Below are 20,122 nucleotides of genomic sequence, written 5' to 3'. Positions count from 1 at the left end.
CGGTGGTGCGAACTCGCTATTGTCGCACGCGGGAGGGTTCTCGAGACTCGACGCTCAATCGTAGTGATGCTATCTTTGCGATAATAGAATGAATTTGTGTTCGAGCTGCCGATCGCCCGGACACCGACGACAAGAGGGGAGACGGAGTGGCAAGGCAGGGCGTTGGAGCTTCCGTTCCCCGAAAGGAAGATGATCGCTTTCTCCGCGGACGAGGCGAATATGTCGGCGATATTCGCTTGCCCGGCATGCGCGACGTCGCGTTCGTCCGTAGTCCGCTTGCACATGCGCGGATCAGGGATATCCGCATCCCGCCGCATCTCCGCAGCAGCGTCTTCATTGCGTCGGATATCGCAGCCGATACGCGTCCGATTCGCGCGGTGTCCGGACTGCCGGGCTTCAAGCCCTCCGATCAGCCGATCCTCGCATTCGAGAAGGTCCGTCAGGTCGGCGAATTGATCGCGATGTGCGTCGCCGATACCCGCGCGGAAGCCGAGGACATTGCGGCTGCGGTCGAAGTCGATTTCGAGGAATTGCCGGCCGTGCATGACATGCTGCTGGCGCGACGTCCGGACTCGGCCCTGGTGCACGAGGAGTGGGGCGACAACGTCTTCCTCGAGACGTTCGTCGACATCAACATGGAAGCGGCCTACGACGCCCCGATCAAGATCACGCGCGAGATATCGACCGCGCGGCAGAGCATGGCGCCGATGGAAGGCCGCGGCACGGTTGCGGTCTGGCACAAGCGGATGGACCAGCTCGTCCTCTACACCGGCAATCAGCAACCGCACATCGTGCGCAACGGCCTGTCGGAGTGCCTCAATCTCGAGCAGCTGAAGATCCGTATCGTCTCGCCCGATGTCGGCGGCGGCTTCGGCTACAAGGGTATCGTGCTGACGGAGGATGTTTGCCTCGGCTGGCTCGCCATGCGCTGCGGCTATCCGGTGCGCTGGATCGAGGATCGCCGTGAGCATTTGACGGCAGGCGCGAATTGTCGCGAGCATCACTATAACATCACCGTCTATGCCGATCGCGACGGGAAACTGCGCGGTGTCGAGTGCGAGGCCTCGGTCGATTCCGGCGCCTATTCGTCCTATCCGTTCTCGGCCTGTCTCGAGGCAGCGCAGATCGCCAGCATCCTGCCTGGCCCGTATGATTTCCCATCCTATCGCTGCCGCACCTGGTCGGTGTCCACCAACAAGTGCCCGATCCTGCCTTACCGCGGCGTTGCCCGAACCGGCGTTTGCTATGCGATCGAACTGATGATGGACGCGATCGCACACGAATGCGGTCTTGAGCCCTACGAGGTGAGGCTCAAGAATTTGGTGCGGCCGGAGCAGATGCCGTTCGACAACATCACGAAGAAGCATTTCGACAGCGGAAATTATCCGGAATCGTTGCGGCAGGCTCTGGCAAAGATCGATCTGGCCGCTCTCCGCGCACGCCAGAAAAAGGGCGAGCCGGACGGTCGGTTGATCGGGGTCGGTCTATCCGTCTATTGCGAGCAGGGCGCGCACGGCACGTCGGTCTACGCAGGCTGGGGCATCCCGATGGTTCCCGGGCACGAACAGGCAACCGCCCGTATGACCCCCGACGGAGGCCTCGAGCTGCGCATCGGCGCGCATTCGCATGGTCAAAGCATGGAGACCACGCTTCCGCAGGTCGCACACGAGATCCTTGGCATCGACATCGCGCGCATCAAGCTGGTTCACGGCGACACCGAGTACACGCCTTACTCGACGGGTAGCTGGGGATCGCGCTGCGCGGTGATGTCCGGCGGCGCGGTTGCGACCGCCTCGCGTGAACTCGCCAAGCTCGTCAAGGGCATTGGCGCGCATCTGCTGCAGACCGAAATCGAGAACGTCAAGCTCGAGAACGGCGCGGTCGTTGGTCCGTCCAACAGCGTGAAGATCGATGAAATCGCGCACACCTGGTATCGCAGGCCGCAGGATCTGCCGGCAACCGTCGATCCGAGGGGCCTGGAGGTCACCATCGGTTACAAGCCGGCGCGTGATTCCGGCACGTTCAGCTATGCGACCCATATCGCGGTGGTCGCCGTCGATCCGGAGCTGGGCGATATCGAGCTGATCGACTACGTGGTCGTCGAAGACGGCGGTCAGCTGATCAACCCCATGGTTGTCGACGGGCAAATCTATGGCGGGCTGGCGCAGGGCATCGGCACCGCAATGTATGAAGAGATGAACTTTGATACGTCGGGGCAGCCGCTCGCATCGACCTTTGCCGACTATCTGCTGCCGGGCCCGACCGAGGTGCCGGCGCCCAAGCTTGGCCATATGGAGACGTTGGCGCCGTATACCGAGTTCGGCGTCAAAGGCATCGGCGAGGGCGGCGCCATTGCGCCTCCGGGAGCAATCGGCAATGCGGTCAACGACGCCTTGCGGCCTCTCGGTGCCCAGGTCTTGCACACACCGATGACGCCACGGCGCGTCCTCGAGGCCATCCAGGCTGCAGCCGAGCGTCGCAAGGCGAAGGCGCCCGAACTGGCGGAAGGGTTGCCGGCGTGAAACCTGTCAATTTCGACTATGCGCGCCCCGATGCGGTCGATGCGGTGATCAGGCTCATCGCGGACGACAGCCGGACCGTCAAGATGATGGCCGGGAGCCAGTCGCTCGGGCCGATGTTGAATCTCAGGCTCGTGCAGCCCGATCTGATCGTCGACCTGACCGGGATCGAAGAGCTGCGTTGTTTCAGTGACGGGGCGGACGAAATCTCGATCGGGGCTTGCGTCACGCATGCCGATATCGAGGATCTCCGCGTCACCGACGTCACGCGCGGTGCGCTACCGACGGTGGCCAACGGCATCGCATATCGCGCGGTGCGCAATCGCGGCACCATCGGCGGAAGCCTGACTCATGCTGATCCGTCGGCTGACTGGCACTCGATCCTCGCCGCGGTCGGCGCGAAAGTCGTGTTGCGCGGCCCGGCCGGTGAGCGGACCGTGGCCGTTGAGGACTACATGGTGGGCGCGCTTGAAGCCGACCTGCGCCCAGGCGAAGTTCTCGTTCGCGTCGTGGTGCCGCGACTGAGTAAATCGGCGCGCTGGGGCTATTACAAGAGCTGCCGCAAGACCGGCGAGTTTGCCCACGCGATCGGCGCGTTCATGACCGACCCCGATCGCGGCGTCAGCCGTGCGGTGATTGGCGCAACGGAGAGCCGTCCGGTCGTCATTGCCACGGCAAGCGATGTGATCGGTGACGGCCGCGCGCCGCGGCCGAGCGACAGTTTCGACGGCGGGGCCGTCGGCGAGATTCTGGAGAAGGCAGGGATGGTCGATCCCCTGGATAAGCAAACTCATGTCGCCGCGCTGCGCCGTGCGATCGAGCAGGCGCGGCCGCAATGAGCACCTGCAACCTCAATGTCAACGGGAGCGCCGTCAGCGCGGAGATCCAGCCGCGGACGCATCTAGCGGACTTTCTCCGCGAGAAGCTCAATCTGACCGGCACCCATCTGGGCTGCGAGCATGGCGTCTGCGGCGCATGCACGCTGCTTGTCGATGGTGTGCCGACGCGCTCCTGCATCACCTTCGCGTTGGCCTGCCAGCAAGCCGACGTCACGACGATCGAGGGGCTCGACGACGACGAGATCACGCGCGAACTGCGTGCGGCTTTCACAAGGGAACACGGCCTTCAATGCGGCTACTGCACGCCTGGGATGGTCGTCTCGGCGCGCGACGTCGTGCTGCGCATGCAGGACCCCAGCGAGCGCGATATCCGGGTGGCCATGAGCGGAAACCTTTGTCGCTGCACCGGCTATGTCGGCATCGTCCGCGCCATCCAGGGTGTGATCGCGGACCGCAGAGGACGAGGGATCGCGGCGATCCCAAACGGAAACCGGACGCGTCTTGGACCGTCGGGCTCCGGCAACGCGACCGCGGTGACCCCAGCCTCCGTTCGGCCCAAGGCAAACGCCGCCCCAACTGCGAAAAAGGCGGAAGCGCCGGCAGCGTCTGCGGTCTCGCTCAGGGATACGAGCTGGAAGCCGCAAACGACCTTCACGCAGAGCTTCACTGTCGGGCATCCGGTCGACGACGTCTGGAATTTCTTCGCCGACATCGGCGCGGTCGCCGCCTGCCTGCCGGGCGCATCGCTGGCCGGAGAGCCGGTCGACGGTCATGTCGACGGCCAGATCAAGATCAAGGTCGGGCCGATCTCTGCCGAATTTCAAGGCATCGCCGATGTGACGCGCGATGATGCGACCCGCACCGGCACGATCGTCGGCGCAGGCAAGGACAAGCGCAGCAACTCCTCGACCCGCGGTTTGATCGGCTATGCCGTCAAGCCGGGTGAGCTGGCAGACCAGACCCGGGTCGATCTCACCATTGGCTTTACTCTGACCGGGGCGCTGGCGCAGTTCAGCCGCTCCGGCCTGATTCAGGACGTGGCCGGACGAATCATTGCCGTCTTTGTCCAGAACCTCGAGACGCGGCTCTCCCATCGATCGGGGGGAGGCGAGGGTGAGCCGGCCATGGTTGAGGAATTCGACGCCGGCGCGCTCATGCGATCGATGGCGTTGGATTATGTGAGACGAGCGCTTCGATGGCTGTTGCGACGATCCTAGTTGTTCGGCGATAAAAACTCGCCTTCAGCGATGAAATGGACTATCTTACTATCATGAATAAGCTAGTCCCAAACTACGAGCGCAGCCGGGTCCCCCTCTACGTGCAGGTCGCATCGGTGATGCGTCAGCGGGTCGAGTCCGGGCAGTGGCAAGAGGGCGACAAGATCTCGACCATCGAGGAGCTCGAAACCGAATTCGGCGTCGCGCGCGTTACGGTCCGGCAGGCGATCGAGATGTTGCGGAACGAGGGACTCCTCGATGCGCAGCAGGGGCGCGGGACCTTCGTGTCCGGAAGACCCAAGAATCGTCACTGGCTGAACCTCGCCAACGATTTCGAGTCGATGGTCGATTCCGTCAGGAACAACGTCCTCAAGCGCGTCTATGTCGAGGAGAATGCGGAGCCGCCCCGGCTCGCCGCGCATGAAGGGAAGCCCGCTGCCGGCTACGCCTTTCTCAGAAGCGTGCAGTACAACGAGGACGAGCCGTTCTCTGTCGTCAACCTCCATCTGGCGCGCAATCTCTACCTCAAGGACCGCAAGCGCTTCACCCACACCGCCGCGCTGACGAAGATCATGGAGATGGACGACATCACGCTCGCCCATGCTCATCAGGTCGTGACGATCGGCGTGGCTGATCCCGAGACGGCCGAGCTGCTCAAGATCGGCCTCGGTGAACCAACCGCCGATTGTCGCCTGGTGCTGGTCGACAGCAACGACATCGCGGTCTATGTCGCCAACATCCACTATCACCGCAGTTGTTTCGCGCTTCGTTCCGATCTTCTCGAAAAGTCGAAGAAGCGAACGAAGGCCTGACGAAGGAGCGGGCGCAAGGCCCGCTCCGTATTGTCGCTAGGCGAGGACGCTCGCCGGCGAAGCCCCTACGATTTCCGTGTAGCGCTTCTGGTCGGTCGCGCCTTCAGTGTTGATCAGCAGCACACGCGATGCCTGGTTCAGGCCCAGCGATTCACGCGCGGTGCTGCTCTTGGCGGCGCGCCAAAGGCCGGCCAATCCGGCAGCGCCGCTTTCGCCGGCCACAATGGCCGGATCGTTGCTTGTCGGGTGTGCGAGCCGGCGCATCGCTACCGCGGCCCCTTCCTCGCTGACCATCATGAACGCGTCCGCCTTCCGCGACAGGATGCGCCACGCAACCAGAGAAGGCTCGTAGCATTCGAGCATCGCCATGATCGTCGGCTCGCCATGGGCGATCTTGATCGGCGCGCCCGCGATGGCGCTTTGATAGAGGCAGGCAGCCCGTTCGGGCTCTACGACTACAAATTTTGGCCGGCTCTTGCCGAAGACGACATCAAAGTAACCCGCGACTGCGGCTGCGAGGCCGCCGACGCCGGCCTGGATGAAGACGTGGGTCGGTGCCTCAGGCTGCTGCCGGAGGATCTCGTTCAGCATCGCCGTGTAGCCCTGCATGACCAGTCCGGGGATGCGCTCGTAGCCGGGCCAGGACGTATCCGAGACGACGATCCAGCGATTGTCCTGGCAGACCTTGTCGGCGACCGCGACGGAGTCGTCGTAGGTGCCGGGCACCCGAACGATTTCCGCGCCGAAGCGGGCAATCGCCTGTACGCGCTCGTCCGTGACGCCGGAATGCACGAAAATGACCGCCTTGGCTCCGACCATCTGCGCGCCGGCCGCGACCGATCGCCCGTGATTTCCGTCGGTGGCGCAGCCGACTGTCAGGCCGCGCGCGATCTCGCGTATCGCAGGCGTCCCGATCTCGCTGATGTCCACCGCGCGGCCCAGCTTGTTGCCGGCATGCTCCAGCAGTAGCCTGACAACAGCGTAGGATCCGCCCAGTGCCTTAAAGCTGCCGAGGCCGAGTCGATGCGATTCGTCCTTGATGTGGATGGACTTCACCTCGAATTCGCGGGCGAGCGCCGGCAGCGATCGCAGCGGCGTTTCCGCGTGGTTCGGCCGGAAGCTTAGCAAGCGCTCGACTTCGCGGGCTTCTTCACGCGACAGCGTGGCGGCATCCGCCGGGTCGAGCGGTTGGTCGTGGGATGAACTTGTATTCGACAGGAACATTCGAACCGGCCTTCGCGATGAGTTGTTTGGTGGGGCTGCCGCCGCTGATCGGACGTGGAGTCATCGGGCAGCGTAGCTTGCCAGGGTGGGGGATACATACTATCATTGGGATGATGGTTCAATACGGATATCGTGAGGCGACCGCCTGCCGTGGTCGCTGCCAAAGGCGACCTTCGGAAAAGCGGGAAAAATTGTTTGCAAAAGGGATTGTCGTACTAATGATAGGACATTATAGCTCAAGCAGACGAGGTGACGGATGACCATATCGATCAACTTGAACGCCGACATGGCCGAAGGGTTCGGCGCCTACGACGTCGGTGACGATGCGGGAATCCTTGAGATCATCGGATCGGCGAATATCGCCTGCGGCTTTCACGCCGGCGACCCGCGGGTGATGCGCAACATCGTGCGCGAAGCCAAGCGTCTCGGCGTCACGATCGGTGCGCATCCCGGTTTCAACGATCTCTGGGGCTTCGGGCGCCGGCGCATCGATATGCGCCCCGATGACCTCGAATACATGGTCGCCTACCAGATTGGCGCGCTGCAGGCGATGGCGGCGTACGAAGGCGAGCGGGTCACCCACCTCAAGCCGCACGGCGCGCTCAACAACATGGCCGCCGAAGACGCGGAATACGCGCTTGCCATCGGCCGCGCCATCAAGGCCGTCGATCCGCGCATCATCTATGTGGCTCTCGCGGGGTCCGAGATGGAGAAGGCCGGCCGCAAGCTCGGACTTCCCGTCGCAATCGAAGGCTTCTGCGATCGCCAGTACGACGACGACGGCAATCTGACATCGCGCAAGATTGCGGGCTCGGTCATCAAGGACGCGGCGGTCGCCACCCGGCAGGTGCTCGATATGGTGTTGAACAACACCATCACCTCCCGCAACGGCAAGAAGATCACATGCAAGGTTCACTCGCTGTGCGTCCATGGCGATGAGCCCACGGGCGTCGCGACAGCCCGTGCCGTGCGCGAGGGCCTCGAAAAGGCCGGCGTCAAGCTCGTGCCGCTCACCGAAATGCCCCTCGACTAATCCTGGAAAGGCCACCGAGACATGAATACGAAACCGACGATTGCCATCCTTGGAGGAACGGGTGACCTGGGGTCCGGCCTCGCGAAATGCTGGCTTGCGGCGGGCTACAAAGTCATTCTCGGTTCACGCTCTGCGGAGAAGGCCAGGAGCACGGCCCAGACCATGACCGGCGACGTCTCGGGCGACGACAATTCCGCCGCCGCCAAGGCTGCCGACATCGTGGTCGTTGCCGTGCCGTTTGCAAGCCATGATGCGACGTTGAACGAAGTCAAGGACATGGTTCAAGGCAAGATCGTCGTCGATGCCGCGGTCCCGCTGGTGCCGCCGAAAGTGTCCGTCGTCCAGCTTCCGTCCGCCGGCTCGGCCGCGCAGATTGCGCAGCAGTTGCTCGGGCCCGGCGTGCGGGTCGTCTCCGCTTTCCACAATGTCGGCGCAACCAAGCTGCATCAGGGCAGCCGGGCGGATTGCGACGTTCTGGTCTTCGGCGACGACAAGGCGGCGCGCGACGTCGTCATCGGTCTCGCGAACGAAGTCGCATCGGCCGGCATCGACGGTGGCGTGCTGGCGAATTCGGCGGCGGCCGAGGCGCTGACATCCGTACTGATCGGGATCAACCGGCGCTACAAGGTGCCCGGCGCCGGCATCCGCATCACCGGCCTGTCCGCCAGCCCGGGTGTCTGATCGATGCCTGTGGGGACGCGAGTCGAATACATCGCCCTGCAGGACATTCGGCGCGTCGAGCCGGGCGAGGATCTTGCCGCGCTCGTCAGGCAGGGCCTGGCGGCGATGTCACTCGAGTTGCAGCGCGGCGACATCCTCGTCATTGCGCAGAAAATCGTCTCGAAATCGGAAGGGCGGTACGTTCGGCTGAGCGACGTCGAGCCGTCACCCGAGGCGCTCGAACTCGCGGCGACGGTCGGCAAGGACCCGCGCTTCCTTGAGGTCGTGCTGCGCGAATCCGCCGAAGTCGTCAAGACCCGGCCGAACGTCGTCATCGCCGCGCATCGGCTAGGCTTCGTCATGGCCAACGCCGGCATCGACCAATCGAACATCGAGCATCGTGAAGGCGAAGAGCGCGTCCTGCTGCTGCCCGAAGATCCAGACGGATCAGCGCAGAAGCTGAAGAGCGCGCTGGACGTGGCCGGCGACCTCAATCTTGGAATCATCATCAACGACAGTTTTGGTCGTCCCTGGCGCAATGGTGTCGTCGGCGTGGCGATCGGCGCTGCCGGCATTCCCTCGCTGTTGAGCCAGATAGGCGTCCCAGACATGTTCGGCCGGGCGATGCGCGTCACCGAGGTCGCCATAGCCGATGAGATTGCCGGCGCGGCCTCGCTTCTGATGGGACAGGCGGGCGAGGGGGTGCCGATCATCCTCGTCCGTGGCCTCACGCTTAGCGGGCCGGTCTCACCCGCGGCCGCGCTCGCGCGGCCCAAGAGCCAGGACATGTTTCGATGAGTGGCGCTGACTTCAACGTTGTTGCGCTTTGCGGCGGGGTCGGCGGCGCCAAGCTGGCCTATGGCCTCAATCGACTGGTGGGCGCCAAGCTTGCCGTCATCGTCAACACCGGCGACGACTTCGAGCATCTCGGTCTCACGATCTCGCCGGATATCGACACGGTCGTCTATACGCTGGGCGAGCTTGCCGACGAAGAGCGTGGCTGGGGACGAGCCGGCGAAAGCTGGAACTTCATGGAGGCGCTCGGCGGCCTGAAGGGCGAGACATGGTTTCGTTTGGGAGACCGCGATCTTGCCATGCACGTCTTGCGCTCGCGTGCGCTGAGCGCCGGCGTAACCTTGACCGATTTCACGGGCATGATTGCATCGCATCTCGGCATTGAAGCGAGCATCCTGCCGATGACTGACGATCCGTTTGCCACGGTCGTGGTGACGGCCGATCAGAAGCTCGCGTTTCAACGCTATTTCGTCGAGCTGCAGGCGCGGCCCGAGGTCAGGAAGATCGAATTCCAGAACCCCAACGGTGCAACGGCGACCGGCGCCGCATTGCAGGCCATCGGCGCCGCCGATGCCATCATTGTCTGCCCGTCGAACCCGTATCTCAGCATCGATCCGATCCTGGCTGTGCCCGGTATCCGGACCGCCCTGGACGCGACCAAGGCCCCCATCGTTGCCGTCTCGCCGCTGGTCGGCGGCCGTGCCATCAAGGGACCGACCGCGAAGATCATGAACGAGCTCGGGGTTGCGACGAACTGCGCCTCGATCGTCAGGCACTATGGCTTCCTCGATGGTCTGGTGATGGATCGCGAAGACCGGGCCGACGCCGACGCGATCGGCATTCCCGTGCATGTGACGAACACGGTCATGCGCTCGAAGGATGAACGCGTTGAGCTGGCGCGCGAGTGTCTCCGATTTCTCGATCGACTACGAAGCTGAGCGACGCGATGGATGAGTCCGAAACCTGGGCCCTGGTGCCTGTCAAACGGTTCAGTCAAGCAAAGAGCAGGCTGGGCGACATCCTGGTGGCGACCGAGCGCGCAAAACTGGCGCAAGCCATGTTGTGCGATGTTCTCGGAAACCTCCGCGATACGCGCTCTCTGGCCGGCATCGCCGTGGTGAGCGCCGACCCGGAAGCGTTTGCGATCGCCAAGCGCTTTGGCGCGGCCATGATCTTTGATGAGGTCGAGATCGGCGTTAATGCCGCGGTGCAGCGCGGCCTCGATGCGTTCCAAGCGTGCGCGCGGCGGGTTCTCGTTGTCCCCGCCGACATTCCATTCGCCCGGCCGGAGGATTTCGAACACGTCATCCGGTTGCTGGACCACACGCCGATCGTGCTCGTACCGGCCCTCTACGATGGTGGCACAAATGCTCTGGCGATGCGGTCGCCCGGCATGCTTGAGCCTCGATTTGGCGAAGAGAGTTTCCGCGCGCACCGTGCCCTGGCGCGCCATCGGCAACTGAGCTGCAGCGTATTCAAGTCCCATGGCATCGGGAAGGACATCGACTGCCCAATCGATTTTGGTCCGTATCTGATCTCGTCGCAGAACCTCGGAACGACAGGTTCGCTTCTTGATGAGCTCAAGATTGCCGAGCGCTTCTGCAGCGACGACCATCCTGTTCCCGTGAGGCTGTTCTGATGACGTCTGTCTTGAATCTTCCGTTCGACCGTCGCCTGTCCCGAAGCGAAGCCTACCAGCTCATCGATCTTGCTGACATTGGCGAACTCCTGACGGCCGCCGCCAGCCGAAGGGATGCCGCGCACGGCGATGTCATCACCTATTCGCCCAAGGTATTCATCCCGCTCACCCAGCTTTGTCGCGATGTCTGCCACTACTGCACGTTCGCTCACGCGCCGCGTTCGAACGTCAAGCCGTATCTCTCGATCGAGGAAGCGGTCGCCATCGCCAAGGCCGGCAAGGAGGCCGGCTGCCACGAGGCGCTGTTTACGCTCGGCGACAAGCCGGAGCTTCGCTATCGCGTCGCCCGTGAAGAACTGACCAGGCTCGGCCACGAATCCTCGCTGTCGTATCTCGCCGAGGTCGCCAGGGCGGTTTTCGAGCAGACCGGCCTGCTGCCTCACGTCAATCCCGGGATCATGAGCGAGCTCGACCTTGCCATGCTGCGCAAGGTATCGGTCTCGCAGGGGATCATGCTGGAGTCCGCGTCCGATCGGCTTTGCGCAAAGGGGGGCCCCCACTTCGGATCGCCGGACAAGGTGCCGGCCGTCAGGCTGCAGACGATCAAGACTGCCGGTGAGCAGGCCATTCCCTTCACATCCGGAATCCTGATCGGCATCGGAGAGACCAGGGCCGAACGGATCGATGCATTGCTCGCGCTGCGGGACCTGAATGACGCGCATGGCCATCTGCAGGAGATCATCGTCCAGAACTTCCGGCCGAAGGTCGGAACGCGCATGGCCGATGCGCCGGCGCCTTCCGTGGACGATCATCTCTGGACCATCGCTGTCGCTCGCGTGATCTTCGAGCCGGAGATGAACATTCAGGCGCCGCCGAACCTCAGCCCCGCAGCACTGGGGCGTGTCGTTGCGGCAGGGATCAACGATTGGGGCGGCGTGTCGCCTGTCACGCCGGACCACGTCAATCCTGAAGCACCATGGCCGCATTTACGGCTCTTGGAGGCTGCAACGCGGTCAACCGGCAAGCGGCTCGAGAAGCGGTTGCCGATCTATCCGAGCTTCGCACGCTATCCGTCGCGCTGGCTCGACAACAAGCTGTTGAAGTCGGTCCTCGATCGCGTCGACGGGGATGGATTTCCGCGCACCGACGACTGGCACCCCGGCCACATCGGCGGGGTTCCGTCGCGCGAGCTCGGATGGCTGAAATCCGCTCCGCCCATCGCGCATGGCGGCGAGGTCGCATCGGTCATTGCCAAGGCCCAGCGCGGCGATGAGCTTTCCGAGGGCGAGATTGTCAGGTTGTTCCGCGCTCACGAGAGTGATTTTACCAGTATCTGCCGGGCCGCCGACGAACTGCGGAGCAGCGTCAACGGCGACGTGGTGTCCTACGTCGTATGCCGTAACATCAATTACACCAACATCTGCTCCTTCAAATGCCAGTTCTGCGCCTTCTCAAAGGGGAAGATGAGCGAGAACCTGCGCGGGCGGCCCTACGACCTTGAAATGTCTGAAGTCGCGCAGCGGGTCACCGAGGCCTGGGACCGCGGCGCCTCCGAGGTGTGCATGCAGGGCGGCATCCACCCTTCCTACACGGGGCAGAAGTATCTGGATATCTGCCGGGCCGTGAAGGGCGCCGTCCCGACCATGCATCTCCATGCGTTCTCACCACTCGAGATCCATCAAGGAGCGAAGACACTTGGCATCTCTGTCGCGGAGTTCTTGCAGGAGCTGAAAGCGGCCGGCTTGGGCACGTTGCCGGGAACCGCCGCTGAGATCCTCGACGACGAGGTACGCGAGACGCTCTGTGCGGACAAGATCAGGACCCAGCAGTGGCTCGACGTGATGCGCACAGCGCATTCGATCGGGCTCCGATCGACGGCCACCATCATGTTCGGCCATATCGAGCGTTACGACCATTGGGCACGGCATCTGCTCCGGCTGCGGCGCTTGCAGGCGGAGACCGGTGGATTTACCGAGCTCGTGCCGCTGCCGTTCGTCCACATGGAAGCGCCGGTCTATCTCAAGGGTCGGGCCCGTCCGGGACCGACATTCCGCGAGGCGGTTTTGATGCATGCGGTGTCGCGCCTCGTCCTCAACCCACACATCACCAATATCCAGGCGTCCTGGGTCAAGATGGGACCGGAGGGGCTGCGGCATTGCCTTTCGGCTGGCGTCAACGATCTCGGCGGCACGCTGATGGATGAGAGCATCTCCCGCTCAGCCGGCGCGTCGCACGGCCAGGAAATGACGCCGCAGGCGCTCGAATCGATCATCGTTTCGGCGGGCCGTGTGCCGCGTCAGCGCACGACGACGTATGGCGTCGCAGACGACGTTCGGCGGCAGCGCTCATTTGACGCGGTCTGCGAGCGGCAGACCAGCACGGGGATGCGATCCGCGGGGTGCTAAAGGACCCGGAAAGCCGCGAGAGCAGAGAACTCTCCAACAGGGATGTTTGAAAATGGCGTTTGTAATTGAGCCGAATGTCGTCGACAGGAAAGGCTGGCGGCAGGCCGCGGCGCAAGCGCGCAAGCTTAACCTGACGCTGCCGACCTTCTCGCAGCTCGCGCATCCACCGCTTCCGTCGGCCAAGGTGTGGGAGGACATCGCGGCGGTCGGACCGGATGAGCCGAGCGCCGCCAACCTCTGGCGCATGCACTGGTACAATGCGGAAAACCGCAGGAGCAGAGACCTGGTACCGGGCCATCTCGTGCTGCCAAAGGAGATCACCGGCGTCGATGCCAAGATCATCGTGCTGCTCGGCAATCGCTTCCCGATGATCGGCGCGCACAAGGTCCTGCCGGCCTATGCCGCCTTGATCGAGCAGCTCGTGACCGGGCGCTTCGATCCGTCCAAACAGAAGGCTATCTGGCCTTCCACCGGCAATTATTGTCGCGGCGGTGTCGCCGTTTCGCGGATCCTCGGCTGCCGCGGCGTTGCCGTTTTGCCCGAAGGGATGAGCCGCGAGCGCTTCGAATGGCTCGAGAAATGGGTGACGGATCCGGCCGACATCATCCGGACACCCGGCACCGAGAGCAACGTCAAGGAGATCTACGACAAGTGCGCGGAGCTCAAGCGGGACGACAGCAACGTCATCCTCAACCAGTTCTCGTCGTTCTCGAACTATCTAATCCACTATGAATGCACGGGGCGCGCGGCGGAGGACGCCTTCAAGGCGTTCAATCAGGATGATAGCCACGAATTGGCGGCCTTCGTTTCGGCAACCGGGTCGTCGGGAACGATCGCCGCGGGCGATTTTCTCAAGAGGCGCTGGGGCTCAAAAGTCGTTGCCGTCGAGGCGCTCGAATGTCCGACGATGCTCAACAATGGCTATGGCGAGCACAACATCCAGGGGATCGGCGACAAGCACATCCCGCTCATTCACAATGTCATGAACCTCGATTTCGTCGTCGGGGTCTCGGACCGAACCACGGACCAGCTCAACCTGCTGTTCGGCTCGAAGGCGGGCCGGGATTATCTCGAGACGCGCCGCGGTCTCGACCCCGCGCTGGTGCACGCCTTTGACCATGTCGGCATCTCCGGGCTCGCCAACATCATCGCCTCGATCAAGCTCGCAAGGCAGATGAATTACGGGCCTGAGAAGGCCATCGTCACCGTGGCGACGGACAGTGCCGCCATGTACGGCAGCGAACGCAGGCAATTCGAAGAGAAGCACTATGCGCGCGGCCTTGATCAGGTGAACGCCGCCGAAATCTTCGGCGCCTGCCTGCTCGGCGCCGCCTCCGACAATGTCGTCGAGCTGACGGAGCTGTCGCGCCGCGCGGTCTTCAACCTCGGCTACTACACCTGGGTCGAGCAGCAGGGCGTTTCAGTCGCCGATTTTGAGCGGCGCCGTTCGCAGTCCTTCTGGAGCAAAATTCAGGACAGCCTGGGCGAATGGGATCAACTCACCATCGAGTTCAACAAGGAAGCGAATTTGGCCAACGCTTGATCGGCATGCGCGGCATCGTGTCCGTCGAAGGAGTTTCGAAATTGGTCTAGGCGAAAGCAAACGCGCAAATGATGAGCGGCTGCGTCAAATGAGGGCACTGCGAAAACAAAAATAGAGCAGGGCGCCTGCTTGACGGCAGATTAGAAGTATCTTTAAGATACTAAGAATAGGATGATAGGATCATCCCGGCGGTGACGAATGGCCAGCACCCATAAGCTGGCGCGCTGCACTGGTGTTTCGTTCCCTAGGCATGGCTCAAGCGAGCACAGGAGGAAAGATGAAGCGAGCACATGGATTGATTACGGGCGCGGCCCTTGCCGCGGCAATGTCGACCGCACTGGCGACGGGCGCCGCGGCGCAGACCATCAAGATCGGTGTCAATGAGCCGTTGACGGGACCGTTCGCCGCTTCCGGTACCTATGTCGTGAACGGCGCCAAGATTGCCGCCGACGAAATCAATGCCAAGGGCGGCTTGCTCGGTCGCAAGATCGAGCTGGTCATCGAAGACAACAAGAGCAATCCGACGGAGGCCGCGGCCGTCGCCGAGAAGTTGATCACCGGCGACAAGGTGCCCGTGATCATGGGCGCCTGGGGCTCGAGCCTGACGCTCGCAGTGATGCCGAAGCTCATGGAATACAAGGTTCCGATGGTGGTTGAGACTTCGTCCTCGAGCAAGATCACGACGTCGGGCAACTCCTACATTTTCCGCATCTCGCCGCCGTCGTCGGTCGAGGCGACCGAATTCAAGTCCATCATGCCGTCACTCGGCATCAAGAAGGCGGACTTTCTCGTCATCAACAATGACTGGGGCCGCGGATCGGCCGAGGACTTCGGCAAGATCATGAAGGCCCAGAACATTCAGGTCGGCCTCGTGGAGATCATGGATCAGGCCGCCCAGGACATGAGCGCGCAGCTCGCCAAGATCAAGGCAACCGACTCGGACACGATCATGGTGACGACCGCGGTCGAGCAGCTGACCCTTGTGTTGAAGCAGGCCGCAGCGCTCGGCATCACCAAGCGGATCGTCACCACCGGCGGCTCGCAGAATCCGGATCAGCTGATCGAGCAGGCCGGCGCTGCAGCGAACGGCTCGATGCATTTGACGACCTTCGCGCCCTGGTATCCGGACAAGACCCCGGACCCGGCTGCAACGAAGTATTTCCTTGGCGAGTGGAAAAAGCGTGGCTATGCGATCGCCGGCGCGACTGAAAGCTTCCGCGGCTATGACGGTATTCGCACGATCGCCAATGCGATCCAGCGGGCCGGCAAGGCAGAGCCCGCGGCGATCACCGATGCGCTTTGGACGACCGACTTTGCCGGTCTGAATGGTCAGATCAAGTTCCAGAAGCAGGGGCCGGCTGGCAAGGAAAGCGGCCAGAGCATGCCCAACCTCTATCTGATCAAGATCGAGAACGAAAAGATCGTCCTGTCGGGCTCCTGAGCTCGACGATCGCAGAAGGCGCCACCATGATTGGTGGCGCCTTGGCATTGCCTCGCCCATTGTACATGCTCTGAAGAGAGGATCAGCGGTCTTTCGACCGAAAAAATCAGCATGACCGAGCTTCTGCAACACATCGTCAACACGCTCATCCTGGGCAGCACCTACGCGCTGCTGGGCATTGGGCTCACGCTCATCTTCGGCATCATGCGTGTCGTCAATTTCGCGCACGGTGAGCTTTACTCCTTCGGGGCCTATGCGCTGTATTTCGTCGGCGTGATGCTCGGCCTCAACTTCTTCCTTGCGCTGATCGTGGCGGTGGTCCTGGGCTGCTTTGCTGGTGCTCTGATCGAGGTCGTCCTGCTGCGTCCGATGCGTGGTGCGGATATCGATACGACCATGCTGGTCATGATCGGCGCCATGATCGTGATGCAGAATGGTGAGCAATTCGTCTGGGGTGGTGTCGCGAAGTCGGTTTCGACGCCGTTCCCGGAACTTCCACTCGTCATTGGTTCGATTTCGGTATCCTGGTTGCGCCTGTTCGTCTTCTGCGCGGCCCTTGCCCTGATCGGCGTGTCCTATCTCCTGATCAACCGCACGAAACTCGGAAAGGCGATGCGCGCCACCTTTCAGGATCGCGACGCTGCTTCGCTCATGGGGGTCAACATCCAGTTCATCTACATGGCGACGTTCGCGATCGGCTCGAGCCTCGCGGCAGCGGCGGGTGCATTGCTCGGGCCCGTCTACGTCATCTCCCCGCAAATGGGCAATCTCGCTTCGCTGAAGGCTTTCGCCATCGTCATCCTGGGCGGCCTCGGCAGCATCGGAGGGGCCACCATCGGCGGCTTCCTGCTGGCGTTGGCCGAGGAACTCGGCGCCGGATACGTTTCGTCGGGTTACCGCGATGCCATGGGCTTTCTGATCATCATCGTCGTTCTCCTCTTCAGGCCGACCGGTCTCTTTGCACGCGCGGAGCGGATCGGATGAAGCGTCTGGTCCCCTATATCGCGCTCGCAGCATTCGCGTCCGTCCCGCTTTGGCTGCACGATCCGTATCTGCTGAACGCCTTCATCACGACGGGTATCCTGATTATCGCCGCGATGAGTCTCAATCTCCTGCTCGGGTACACCGGCCAGCTGAGCCTTGGTCACGTTGCCTTCTTTGGCATCGGAGCCTACACCAGCGCGCTCGTATCGCTGGGCTTCGACGTCGAGTTGATCGGCGGTATCCGTGTGGTTCACGAACCCTGGCCGGTCTGGACCGGATTTGTGATCGGCACCCTGGTTGCCGCGCTCTGCGGCTATGCCGTCGGGAAGCTCTCCTTCAAGGTGCGGGGCGCCTACTTCGTCATCGTGACCATCAGCTTTGCGGAAGTGGTCCGGTTGGTCGCGCTGAACTGGGTCGAGTTGACCCAAGGCCCGCTCGCCCTGACCTCAATCCCGCCGATGACGCTGGGATTCCCCGGAGTTGGCTATCTCGACTTCTACAGCAAGCAATCCAACTACTATCTCGTGCTTGCCGTCCTTGTGGTGTCCTACGTCGTCATCCAGCGTCTGGTTTACTCCCGCGTCGGGCGCGCAATGATTGCGCTCAAGGAGAACGAGTCGCTCGCAGTCTCGGTCGGGATCGACGTGACCCGCTATCTGGTGCTGGCTGCTGTCTTTTCGGCGGGCATCGCGGGGGCCGCGGGCAGCCTCTACGCCCATTACCTCAAGATCATCGATCCCGACGTGTTTGCGTTCCTTTACACGGTCACGATGGTGATCATGGTGATCTCGGGCGGCAAGGGCACCCTTGCGGGGCCCATCGTTGGCGGCCTCATCTTCGGCTTCATTCCGGTTGCCGCCCGTTCGTTCGCCACGCCCGAGATCCAGTGGATCCTCTATGGCCTGCTGATGATCATCATCGTCTTCGTGTTGCCGAAGGGAATTGTCCCCGCCATCGAGAAGTGGTTCTCCGCGCCGAATACCAGCGTTGATCCGGAGCCTCTCCAAGCCAAGATGCACGACACGCCATGAGCACCATGCCCTCCAACGCTCCGCAGCCGGTTTTGTCCGTTGAACATATTGCCGTGCATTTCGGCGGACTGATTGCGATCACCGATATGAGCTTCGTCGTCAACCAGGGTGAGATTGTCAGCCTGATCGGACCGAACGGCGCCGGCAAGACGACGGCCTTCAACGTCATCACCGGCTTTCTGCGACCGACCAAGGGCGAGGTGCGCTATAAGAATACCTCGCTCAGCAACCTCAAGCCGCATGAAGTCACCTCGCTCGGCCTCGCGCGGACCTTTCAGCGTACCAGCGTGTTCCAGAGCGTGACCGTCTTCGAGAACGTGATGATCGGCTTGCACCGACGGAGCCGGTCGACACTGCTGGATACGCTGCTGGCGCTACCGCGCGAAGGGCGGGCCGAAGCGGAGCTGAGGAATCTAGCACATGAGCTGCTCGAGATCGTTGGGATCGCGCGCCGTGCCGACGAACTGGCCGGATCGCTGTCTTATGGCGACCAGCGTCTGCTCGGCGTCGCGCTTGCCCTTGCGACAGACCCGTCGATGCTTCTGCTGGATGAGCCGGTGTCGGGCATGAACGCGACGGAAACCGCCCGGTTCATGGAGCTGCTCGACAAGCTGCATGGTCGCGGCATGTCGATCCTGCTGGTGGAACACGATGTGCCGATGGTGATGGGCGTCTCCGATCGCATCGTCGTGCTCAATTACGGCCGCATCATCGCCGAAGGGCCGCCCGCGGTGATCCGCGGCAATCCCGAGGTCATTCGTGCCTATCTGGGTGAAGGAGCCAGCCGGCATGCTGCACATTAATGGTCTGGTTTGCCGGTATGGCAAGGTCGAGGCCCTCAAGGGCGTCACCTTGTCGATCGGGCAGGGGCAGCTGGTCGCGCTGATCGGAGCGAACGGTGCCGGAAAAAGTACGACGCTACGGGCGATCTCCGGAATTCTGCCGTCGGCCGCCGGACGGATTACGTTCGACGGGCACGACATCACGAAGTGCTCGGCGCGGGAAATCCTGGGTAAGGGGATCGCACATTGCCCTGAGGGGCGGCGAGTATTCCCGGACATGACCGTCGACGAAAATCTCGACATGGGCGCGTATCTGCGCTCGGATCGTCGGGAGATCGCGGCGGACCGGGAGCGGATCTTCGGGATGTTTCCGCGGCTGGCCGAGCGCCGGCATCAGGTTGCCGGGACACTATCCGGCGGCGAGCAGCAAATGCTGGCGATCGGGCGCGCGATCATGTCCAAGCCCAGGCTCATGATGTTTGACGAGCCATCGCTCGGCCTGGCGCCCAACATCGTCGAACAGGTGTTCTCGATCATCGATGGCATCAGGAAGTCCGGAACGACGGTCCTGATGGTCGAACAGAACGCCTACTCGGCGCTCGAGATGTGCGACTACGCCTATCTTCTGGAGACCGGTTCGATCGTTCTTTCCGGCAGCGGCAAGGATCTGATCGACGATGAGCACGTGCGATCTGCCTACTTGGGCGGATGATCGTAGGTGAGCAGGGGCGACAAGACTCTCATGAGCGGTGCGGCGCGAGCGAGGCATGAGGTGAGTTCCGACGAATGCCTTGTGCTTCTCGCGTCGTTCATGAGGGTGCGGGATCGCAAGGCCCGCGCCGAGATCGTCAAGTTGGCGCAACGATGCGCCGACTTCGAATCCGGCGGAATTGTCTCCTTTGGGCTCGGGACGCCGCGCGATTGATGCGCCGGCGTTGGAAAGCCGGAAAATCCTGCGACGCAGGCGGCCACCCTGGGATCGAGGACGATCCTCTGGGCAATGCCGTGCTTGCGTCGCCGATGTGGTGAATGACCTCGTTGGTTCTCAAGAGTGGTGCTGTGAGTGTGAAGATCGCCGTTGCCAAGGAAATCGATGCGTCCGAGCCGCGGGTTGCGGTCTCGCCCGATACCATCAAGAAGTTCAAGGCGATCGGCGCCGAGGTGGCCGTCGAGCCGGGCGCGGGCGTCAAGTCGGGCT

17 protein-coding genes and 1 pseudogene are annotated in these 20,122 nt (G+C 62.7%); 17 read left to right on the top strand and 1 reads right to left on the bottom strand.

Translation table 11 applies throughout. The features are described from left to right. The first annotated feature begins 146 nt into the window (after nucleotides 1-146). From CO675_RS38225 to CO675_RS38210, 4 genes are read left to right on the top strand one after another with little or no spacing between them, the layout of a single operon-like run. Nucleotides 147-2,522 (top strand): xanthine dehydrogenase family protein molybdopterin-binding subunit, encoded by a 2,376-nt coding sequence (locus CO675_RS38225; protein WP_097677038.1) that lies wholly within the window; start codon nucleotides 147-149, stop codon nucleotides 2,520-2,522. Then, a complete protein-coding gene (locus tag CO675_RS38220; RefSeq protein ID WP_097677037.1) occupies nucleotides 2,519-3,358 on the top strand; it encodes an FAD binding domain-containing protein in 840 nt (279 codons plus the stop codon). Before CO675_RS38225 ends, CO675_RS38220 begins: the two co-directional genes overlap by 4 nt. Further along, the gene (locus tag CO675_RS38215) at nucleotides 3,355-4,575 is read left to right on the top strand and encodes a xanthine dehydrogenase family Fe-S subunit (protein ID WP_097677036.1); all 1,221 of its coding nucleotides are present in this window, start codon (nucleotides 3,355-3,357) and stop codon (nucleotides 4,573-4,575) included. Before CO675_RS38220 ends, CO675_RS38215 begins: the two co-directional genes overlap by 4 nt. Nucleotides 4,576-4,628: 53 nt before the next feature. Beyond that, nucleotides 4,629-5,387, top strand: coding sequence for a GntR family transcriptional regulator (locus CO675_RS38210; protein ID WP_097677035.1), 759 nt, complete (start codon nucleotides 4,629-4,631; stop codon nucleotides 5,385-5,387). 36 nt (nucleotides 5,388-5,423) lie between these two features. Here the strand turns inward: CO675_RS38210 and CO675_RS38205 are convergent, their stop codons facing one another. Further along, entirely contained in the window at nucleotides 5,424-6,611 is a 1,188-nt protein-coding gene (locus CO675_RS38205) for a diaminopropionate ammonia-lyase (protein WP_097677034.1), read from the bottom strand. 256 nt (nucleotides 6,612-6,867) lie between these two features. Here CO675_RS38205 and CO675_RS38200 point away from each other — a divergent pair, with 256 nt between their 5' ends. From CO675_RS38200 to CO675_RS38135, 13 genes and pseudogenes are all read left to right on the top strand, one after another. Beyond that, nucleotides 6,868-7,644: a LamB/YcsF family protein gene (locus tag CO675_RS38200; RefSeq protein ID WP_097677033.1), complete on the top strand. Its 777-nt coding sequence runs from the start codon at nucleotides 6,868-6,870 to the stop codon at nucleotides 7,642-7,644. 21 nt (nucleotides 7,645-7,665) lie between these two features. Beyond that, nucleotides 7,666-8,325: an NADPH-dependent F420 reductase gene (gene npdG, locus CO675_RS38195; RefSeq protein ID WP_097677032.1), complete on the top strand. Its 660-nt coding sequence runs from the start codon at nucleotides 7,666-7,668 to the stop codon at nucleotides 8,323-8,325. 3 nt (nucleotides 8,326-8,328) lie between these two features. Continuing rightward, a complete protein-coding gene (cofE, locus tag CO675_RS38190; RefSeq protein WP_097677031.1) occupies nucleotides 8,329-9,102 on the top strand; it encodes a coenzyme F420-0:L-glutamate ligase in 774 nt (257 codons plus the stop codon). Then, the gene (gene cofD / locus CO675_RS38185; RefSeq protein ID WP_097677030.1) at nucleotides 9,099-10,037 is read left to right on the top strand and encodes a 2-phospho-L-lactate transferase; all 939 of its coding nucleotides are present in this window, start codon (nucleotides 9,099-9,101) and stop codon (nucleotides 10,035-10,037) included. The genes cofE and cofD overlap by 4 nt, the downstream gene beginning before the upstream one ends. A gap of 8 nt (nucleotides 10,038-10,045) precedes the next feature. Next, nucleotides 10,046-10,738, top strand: a complete 693-nt coding sequence (cofC, locus tag CO675_RS38180; RefSeq protein WP_097677029.1) for a 2-phospho-L-lactate guanylyltransferase — start codon at nucleotides 10,046-10,048, stop codon at nucleotides 10,736-10,738. After that, complete coding sequence (gene cofH / locus CO675_RS38175; RefSeq protein ID WP_097677028.1) at nucleotides 10,738-13,143, top strand: 5-amino-6-(D-ribitylamino)uracil--L-tyrosine 4-hydroxyphenyl transferase CofH; 2,406 nt, start codon at nucleotides 10,738-10,740, stop codon at nucleotides 13,141-13,143. The genes cofC and cofH overlap by 1 nt, the downstream gene beginning before the upstream one ends. A 52-nt stretch (nucleotides 13,144-13,195) precedes the next feature. Next, nucleotides 13,196-14,686, top strand: coding sequence for a pyridoxal-phosphate dependent enzyme (locus tag CO675_RS38170; RefSeq protein WP_097677027.1), 1,491 nt, complete (start codon nucleotides 13,196-13,198; stop codon nucleotides 14,684-14,686). Between the two features lie 277 nt (nucleotides 14,687-14,963). Next, on the top strand, nucleotides 14,964-16,127 hold the full coding sequence (locus tag CO675_RS38165; RefSeq protein ID WP_198964895.1) for an ABC transporter substrate-binding protein: 1,164 nt from the start codon (nucleotides 14,964-14,966) through the stop codon (nucleotides 16,125-16,127). A 111-nt stretch (nucleotides 16,128-16,238) separates the two neighbouring features. Further along, nucleotides 16,239-17,111 carry a branched-chain amino acid ABC transporter permease gene (locus tag CO675_RS38160; RefSeq protein WP_097677025.1) on the top strand — a complete coding sequence of 291 codons (873 nt, stop codon included), beginning with the start codon at nucleotides 16,239-16,241 and terminating at the stop codon, nucleotides 17,109-17,111. Next, nucleotides 17,108-18,142: a branched-chain amino acid ABC transporter permease gene (locus CO675_RS38155; protein WP_097677024.1), complete on the top strand. Its 1,035-nt coding sequence runs from the start codon at nucleotides 17,108-17,110 to the stop codon at nucleotides 18,140-18,142. The genes CO675_RS38160 and CO675_RS38155 overlap by 4 nt, the downstream gene beginning before the upstream one ends. Next, on the top strand, nucleotides 18,139-18,945 hold the full coding sequence (locus CO675_RS38150) for an ABC transporter ATP-binding protein (RefSeq protein ID WP_245453083.1): 807 nt from the start codon (nucleotides 18,139-18,141) through the stop codon (nucleotides 18,943-18,945). Before CO675_RS38155 ends, CO675_RS38150 begins: the two co-directional genes overlap by 4 nt. Beyond that, complete coding sequence (locus CO675_RS38145; RefSeq protein WP_097677023.1) at nucleotides 18,932-19,636, top strand: ABC transporter ATP-binding protein; 705 nt, start codon at nucleotides 18,932-18,934, stop codon at nucleotides 19,634-19,636. Before CO675_RS38150 ends, CO675_RS38145 begins: the two co-directional genes overlap by 14 nt. A 353-nt stretch (nucleotides 19,637-19,989) precedes the next feature. Then, a pseudogene (locus CO675_RS38135) lies at nucleotides 19,990-20,122 on the top strand (NAD(P)(+) transhydrogenase (Re/Si-specific) subunit alpha); the annotation flags it as partial.

The sequence above is a fragment of the Bradyrhizobium sp. C9 genome, assembly GCF_002532045.1.
In the GTDB taxonomy this organism is placed as follows: Bacteria; Pseudomonadota; Alphaproteobacteria; order Rhizobiales; family Xanthobacteraceae; genus Bradyrhizobium.
Note: the sequence above shows the minus strand (reverse complement) of the source record. Positions and strands in the feature narration are given on the sequence as shown.